The organism is Zunongwangia pacifica, assembly GCF_023499215.1.
GTDB lineage: Bacteria > Bacteroidota > Bacteroidia > Flavobacteriales > Flavobacteriaceae > Zunongwangia > Zunongwangia pacifica.
The window spans coordinates 76,102-82,551 of the sequence record NZ_JAKHSK010000021.1 but is presented as its reverse complement, the minus strand read 5'-3'; the positions used below and the strand labels follow the sequence as shown (position 1 = coordinate 82,551).

Annotated in this window: 6 protein-coding genes; 2 read left to right on the top strand and 4 right to left on the bottom strand. The window is 35.4% G+C overall.

Features of this window, described 5'->3' with window-relative positions; translation table 11 throughout:
* The first annotated feature begins 690 nt into the window (after positions 1-690).
* Together L1967_RS14485 and L1967_RS14480 are read left to right on the top strand one after the other, a co-directional pair.
* Entirely contained in the window at positions 691-975 is a 285-nt protein-coding gene (locus L1967_RS14485) for a YciI-like protein (protein ID WP_249602221.1), read from the top strand.
* A gap of 120 nt (positions 976-1,095) precedes the next feature.
* On the top strand, positions 1,096-1,614 hold the full coding sequence (locus L1967_RS14480) for a hypothetical protein (RefSeq protein WP_249602220.1): 519 nt from the start codon (positions 1,096-1,098) through the stop codon (positions 1,612-1,614).
* 2 nt (positions 1,615-1,616) lie between these two features.
* Here the strand turns inward: L1967_RS14480 and L1967_RS14475 are convergent, their stop codons facing one another.
* Genes L1967_RS14475 through L1967_RS14460 form a run of 4 tightly spaced genes read right to left on the bottom strand, consistent with a single transcriptional unit; the run spans position 1,617 to position 6,449 of the window.
* On the bottom strand, positions 1,617-2,186 hold the full coding sequence (locus tag L1967_RS14475; protein WP_249602219.1) for a hypothetical protein: 570 nt from the start codon (positions 2,184-2,186) through the stop codon (positions 1,617-1,619).
* Positions 2,187-2,239: 53 nt separating this feature from the next.
* Positions 2,240-3,499 carry a tetratricopeptide repeat protein gene (locus L1967_RS14470; RefSeq protein WP_249602218.1) on the bottom strand — a complete coding sequence of 420 codons (1,260 nt, stop codon included), beginning with the start codon at positions 3,497-3,499 and terminating at the stop codon, positions 2,240-2,242.
* Positions 3,496-4,857 (bottom strand): M56 family metallopeptidase, encoded by a 1,362-nt coding sequence (locus L1967_RS14465; protein WP_249602217.1) that lies wholly within the window; start codon positions 4,855-4,857, stop codon positions 3,496-3,498. The genes L1967_RS14470 and L1967_RS14465 overlap by 4 nt, the downstream gene beginning before the upstream one ends.
* Positions 4,858-4,916: 59 nt before the next feature.
* Complete coding sequence (locus tag L1967_RS14460; RefSeq protein ID WP_249602216.1) at positions 4,917-6,449, bottom strand: M56 family metallopeptidase; 1,533 nt, start codon at positions 6,447-6,449, stop codon at positions 4,917-4,919.
* Position 6,450: the final 1 nt, after the last annotated feature.

The following is a 6,450-nucleotide window of genomic DNA, read 5'->3' as shown; positions in this document are numbered from 1 at the left end:
AAAATCTTTTACAATAGATTTTTTAAAAGCCTCTGAATACTTACGGGACTTTTGAATTAATTTGATTGTTGACTTCATAGATTTAACCTGTTATGGTCAACCTATATCAGGGACGTACACCTGGCTCTCGTCTCTTTTCCACATTCTAAATTCTAAATTCAAAAAAGATCTCTCCACAGGGTTGAGATGACTGGGGAGATTCAATTACTTTGCTACATTTTAAAACTGGCAGCCATTGGCATTCAAAATTCAACATTCAAAATTTAAAATAATGCATTCTTGTTTTCTGCTTCTAGTTTCTTGACTCAAAAAAGATCTCTCCACAGGGTCGAGATCACATCACTTTTACATTCAAAATTCAAAATAAGTTTCCTGTATCTCGCCTCTCGTATCTTTTCCATATTCTAACTTCTAAATTCAAAAAGATCTCTCCACAGGGTCGAGATGACTGGGAGATTCAATGACTTTGCTACATTTTAAAACTGGCAGCCATTAGCATTCAAAATTTAAAATAATGCATTCTTGTTTTCTGCTTCTAGTTTCTTGACTCAAAAAAGATTTCTCCACAGGGTCGAGATCACATCACTTTTACATTCAAAATTCAAAATAAATTTCCTGTCTCTCTTGTCTCTTGTCTCTTGTCTCTTGTCTCTTAAAATCTATTCCTTATCTTTAACCAAAAACAGGCTTATGAATTACTACATCTTAACTTATCACCTTGTGGATTCTTATTTAGAAGAACGTGGTAAGTACCGCGAAGAACATTTGGGTATGGCAAAAAAAGGCCAGGAAAATGGGGAAATCGTGATGGCCGGTGCGTTGGATAATCCTGCAGATAAAGCTGTTTTTATCTTTAAAGCTGCATCTGAAGAAACTGCCAAGAATTTCGCCGAAAATGATCCTTATTATAAAAACGGACTCATTAAAGAATATTCTGTTAGAAAATGGAATGTGATTATTGGCAATCACGACTAATAAGTAAACTACCTCGGGGCAAGCCCACGAAGCATTCAATAGACATAAAATTTCAATTCCGAGGCATCCCGATAGCTATCGGGACGGGGTATTAAACCCTTTGGCGATGCCAATAAAAAAATGACACTTAGAAAAATAACTTCAATAGCTATCACTGCCTTAACTCTTTTTGTGGCTTGCAAAAACAAGAATAACAGCCCATCACAAGAAGCTGAAAAAGAAGTGAAAGAAGTACAGGCTAATACAACGGTAGATAAGGATTCGATTATCACTAAATTGGAAACCAGTGCTATTAAAAATGACCCGAAATATATTTGCTATACTTTTGATGATAATAAAGAGAAAAGAATCTGGATTGAATTTGATGAAAATGATATCGCCCAAAAAGTAAAATATGAAGGGCAACAGGAAAGTATTCATCTAAAACATACTAAAGAAGAATATTCTGAAGGTGGAGCTCATCCTACAATTGTTAATTATTACGACGAAATTTATAAGGACGAAGTAAATGGAACTTATAAACTTACTCATTCTGGAGTTTGGGATTACGTTACGTATATAAGAGGAAAAGATGGAAAGAAATTTCATTATACCATCGACCATGATCAGAATCCTTATGGAAATAAACCCTGCTTTTAAGCTTACTCTGCTTTAATGACAATCGGCATTTTAAAGGCTGTAGAAACGGGAATACCGCGTTTACTGGCTGGATATATTTTAGGCAAAGAATCGATACTTTCTCGTAACCAGTTCTCAATTTTTGGTAATTGATTGGTCACTGTGCTATCGATAGCTGAAATTGAATCGATCTCTGGTTTTCCGGTTTTAGTGACTTCAAGATAAATGTAAATCGTGTCGTCGATACTTTTGCTTACTACTGGCTGTTGTTGCTCTAAATAGGCATAAATGTTTTTGGCCACGGCAGTTTCGAAACAATTTCTGGCAGCAATCAATTCGGTTTCCTGCTGGCATTCTTCGAATGCCGGATATTCATCGACTTCCTTCCAATTAAGGGATTTTGATTCCTGTTCCAAAACCTCTTCTGAAGAAATCTTTTTGGTTTCAAAATTACAGGAAATCAATATCAAAGCTAAAGCTGAAAAAAAACTCCATCGGGCTATACCTTTTTTATATTTCCCACAGTATTTTTTTTGCAGTGAGAAAGGTGTTTTCACTTCCTCTTCTCCATTTTCAAGTAAACTTCTTTTCATTCAATCTTCAGCTTCTGGCCTCAAAAATAATCAAATTGCGCTTAACCCCAAGATTAGATGATTTTTATACTATTTTTTTGTTCAGAAATATCGCTGGTATCTGCTTCAGCTAAAGAATCCTTCAATTGATCTTTTTCATTTTCTTCAGAAGCTTTTTCAGCTGCTAAATGTTTCTTTTTCTTAAGATCGCTTATTCGGTTTTTAGTAAGATACAGCATTCCTTCAGCTAAATAATTTGGGTCTTTTTCGTAGTACTTATCCCAAAACGCCTGGTAATAATTGATTATAGTATCGATATCTTTAAAATAATTATCACCCGCCACGGCACGCTCGTACATTGCCCTTATATGATCTGGATTTTCTTTTAAGGTTTCTTGAAACCAATCGAATGCCTTTTTGTATTCTTCCAGATGCTTATAAGTTAATGCCAAAGAAAAATATTCAGCGTCCATAGGCTGATCTTTAATTTCTATGGCCATTAATAGATGTTGTTCTGCATGCTGAAAATCTTTCGTTAATGAATACATTTTTCCTAACAAAAAATGTGTCGAAGAATTTCCGGGTTCATATAACAAAGCCTCCTTATAATTTTCAATAGCCTTATCAAAATCACCATCTTTATAGTAAGCGTAAGCCAATTTGGTATGAATAAATTCATTTCCCTGTCCCAACTCAATAAGCTTTTCGTAATGCGGAATAGCTTCGTAAAATACCGCCATTGCTGAATAGGTTTGTGCAGTTATGGAAAGTAGCGAAACATTCTTCTCATTTTTGGATAAGCCCATCGCTGTATACACCAATGCCTGCTGATAATCTTTGTTACGAAGACTTTCTTTGGATAATTTATACAAAGCATTTTGGTGATATTGGTCGAATTTATGCGTTTTTTTGAATAGATCTAAAGCCAGACTATCATTACCCATTCGCTCATTGGCCAGCCCTCTGGAATAATAAAATTGCGCATTTTCAGGATAACGAAGATTTAGGTTTTCATACAAGCTATCAGCTTTCTTTAATTCATTTAAACTTAAAAGTGTTTCTCCATAATTTAAAGCGGTAAGTACTCGGCTGGAATCTAAATCCAGGATCTTTTTATAGGTTTTTAGGGCCTTTTTATTGTCGCTATTCGCTTTATAATATTTTGCGAGATCGACTAGTATTTTTACTGAAGAAGTATCTTCTTTTTCCATCAACAAAACCGCCTCTTCATATTTCCCTACGGCATATAAACTATCGGCAATTTTGGCATTGGATTGTGCGGATAGATTTTGGAAAGTGAAAATTCCTACACATAACAGTATTAAGCTTCTCATTTAGCCCCTCCATTTAAAATAATTGGTAGCGAATAAATCACATTTACTTTTTCAGACTTATGTTCTCCCGGGATAAACTGCGGAAGCGCTTCTACAGCCTTAACCGTGGCCATTTCTAAAGCTTCACGATCATTGCCGGCATTAATCGCCCTTGCCCTTGCCGCTTCGACGTTTCCTGAAGCAGAAATTTTAAACTGAACAACAATTCGTTGCATCTCTTTATTTTTCAGCTCCTCACTTAGATTTTTATTGATTTTGTCATCAACAAAATCGCTGATCTTTTGCACGGTACATTTTTTTTGGTCTGCTTCTGCAACATCTTCACAGCCCTTAAAAAGGGGAATTTGATCTACCACGGCAAAAGGTATATCTATCGGCAGATTTTCGCTGTTTTCAGTAATTCTTTCAGTGGGGACTACTGTACTATTTTTGTTTGCTTTGGAAGTTGATATCGCTTCAGAGACCTTATTTTGAATCGTATTTGCTGAAACATTGGCCACAAAAACCAACATGGCAAAAGTTAACGGAATAGCTATTAAATATTGAAGTTTAGCCAAAGAACGGCTTTGTTTTTTTTGTATCATTTTGATGCGTTTTTTTAATGATGAATTATTAAGAAAATGGCTGGAAAAGATAAGATCTTCACTACCAAAATTTGCATTTAATAAATGCTGAAAATAGTTAGATTTCGAAGTCTTTTTTACCGACTCGTTATCTGCAAGATACTCGTGGATCATCGCAATTTTAGACTGGTAAACGTACACCAATGGATTAAACCAAAAAATGATCTTAAAAACCTCAAAGAATAGCAAATCCAGGCTATGTAATTGTTTAGCATGCACTTTTTCGTGCACCAGGATCTGATCTCGCTCTGATGCTGAAAGCTCATTTCCCAGAAAAATGGTCTTAAAAAAGGTAAAAGCAGTTTTTGTTTGTGGTAGCTGGATAATCCTAAATTGCTCTTCAGTACTTTTAAGGTTTTTAGTAAAAAGTGACTTCAATTTAAACAATTTCAAACTTAATAGAATAGCGCTTATACCAACACCAGTCGCATAGGTTATCATCCACCAGTTTATAAAAGCAGGCTTCGAAATTATCGAATTTCGGGATGCTTCTATTTTAGTTTCCGGGGCGGTCAGTTCTAAAATTTGTTGTGCCTTAAAAACGCTAAGCCGTTCTGGTGAAATCCAATCGTAAAACAGATTAAATTTCAGTAACGGTAAAATTAACGCCAAACTAAAAGAAAGCAATAAATACCAACGATTATAGGTGAAAAAAGTGGTTCGCTTTAAACTAACCTCGTACACCAACCAAAATAACAACTGGAATACAATAACCTGAATACTATACTGCAACATCTTTTAATTTTTAAGTGAAAACTGCCCGAAAATGGGCAGTCCCATAGTTCTTCTTTATATTATTTTGAAGCCGGTGCTGGCGGCGGCGGCACAGAACCATCTGATTTTCCGGCTACTCCAGAAGTATCCCCTCCATTTTGGAAAGCAATTGGCAGCGAATAAATAACACTTGCCGCTTTTCCTCTTTGCTTACCTGGCGTCATTTGTGGAATGGAATTCACCACTCTTTTGGCTTCTTCTTCTAATTCTGGCACCGGACCTCTGGCTTTTATATCACGAATATTTCCAGTTTCATCTATTCTAAACTGTACGATTACTCGCCCAATAGCTCCTTCTTCTAACACTCCTTTACCAATATCCGTATTAAACTCTTCTCCAACAAATTCCATTATTTTTTGAGACATACATTCCTTACGGGCCTCATTACTTTTTAGATCTTCACATCCAGGAAAAACAGGAACTTGTTCAATAACAGCAAAAGGAATGTCCATATCACTGTTAGCCGGCTGGCCTTTTAAATTTTGAATTTCATTTTCGGTTAAAATATCTTCTATGTTTTGGCCATTTTTCATTTTTGCTTCTACCTCGTTTAAAGCATTAATTAAGGCTTCTTTTTCTTTAGAAGATAAATCGTCTCTAGTTTCTATACTGGCAATGATCTGGTTAAAACTTTCCGCAGGACTTTCTTTTGTAATTGTTGCTTCTTCATCTGAACACGAAACATATATAAGCATCATAGCTAACAAAGGAACCACAAGTAAAAACTTGAATTTTGCGATGGTTTTTGATTTTTGTTTTTGTAACATAACTATTCGTTTTTTGATTAATGATTGATTAAAAAATTGATTGGTAAATGAGAGATTCTGAGTATCAAAAGCGCTATTAAGCAACTGATTGAAATAGTATTTTTTAGAAGTTCTTTTCACAACGGCTTCATCGGCGATAAACTCATGTAGTGCCGCTATTCGATGCTGAAAAATATACACAAACGGATTAAACCAGAATACTACTTTTAGAACCTCGAAAAAGAGTAAATCCAGACTATGTTTTTGGGATACATGAATAAGTTCATGTACCAAAATTTGTTCGCGTTCTTCTGCTGAAATGTCGCTTCCCAGAAAAATGGTTTTTAAAAAAGTAAACGCCATTCTGGAATTAGGAATTTCAACAATCCTAAAGTCCTTTTTGATTTCAGCTTTAAACTGAAATAGCTTTCCTATAACTCGCCATTTTTTTAGGAATAAAAGCAGACTGGTTAAACTACCCAAAGCATAAATTACCAGCCACCAGTTTATTGTATTTGCCTGTTCGGCTTTAATATGAACTGTAGGCAACTGTTCTACTTGCGACTGGTTAGCGCCGATAAAAATCTCGGGTAATTTTATAGTATTACTAAACGCCGTAATGGCCGATGCGGGTACAACTTCAGATAACGCGGTAAAACTTGCGAATGGTAATACTAAGGATAGTACAGGTGTTAGCAAAAGATACCAACGGTTTGCAGTAAAAAAGGTTTCTTTTTTTAGAAACAATTCATACACCAGCAAAAATGCCAGTTGAAAAATGATCATCTGAAGTACATACTGTAACATG

Excerpts from the sequence above, each read along its gene's own strand:
- L1967_RS14475 (WP_249602219.1), bottom strand. The coding sequence starts at position 2,186 with ATGAAAAGAAGTTTACTTGAAAATGGAGAAGAGGAAGTGAAAACACCT.
- L1967_RS14485 (WP_249602221.1), top strand. The coding sequence starts at position 691 with ATGAATTACTACATCTTAACTTATCACCTTGTGGATTCTTATTTAGAA.
- L1967_RS14460 (WP_249602216.1), bottom strand. The coding sequence starts at position 6,449 with ATGTTACAGTATGTACTTCAGATGATCATTTTTCAACTGGCATTTTTG.
- L1967_RS14480 (WP_249602220.1), top strand. The coding sequence starts at position 1,096 with ATGACACTTAGAAAAATAACTTCAATAGCTATCACTGCCTTAACTCTT.
- L1967_RS14465 (WP_249602217.1), bottom strand. The coding sequence starts at position 4,857 with ATGTTGCAGTATAGTATTCAGGTTATTGTATTCCAGTTGTTATTTTGG.
- L1967_RS14470 (WP_249602218.1), bottom strand. The coding sequence starts at position 3,499 with ATGAGAAGCTTAATACTGTTATGTGTAGGAATTTTCACTTTCCAAAAT.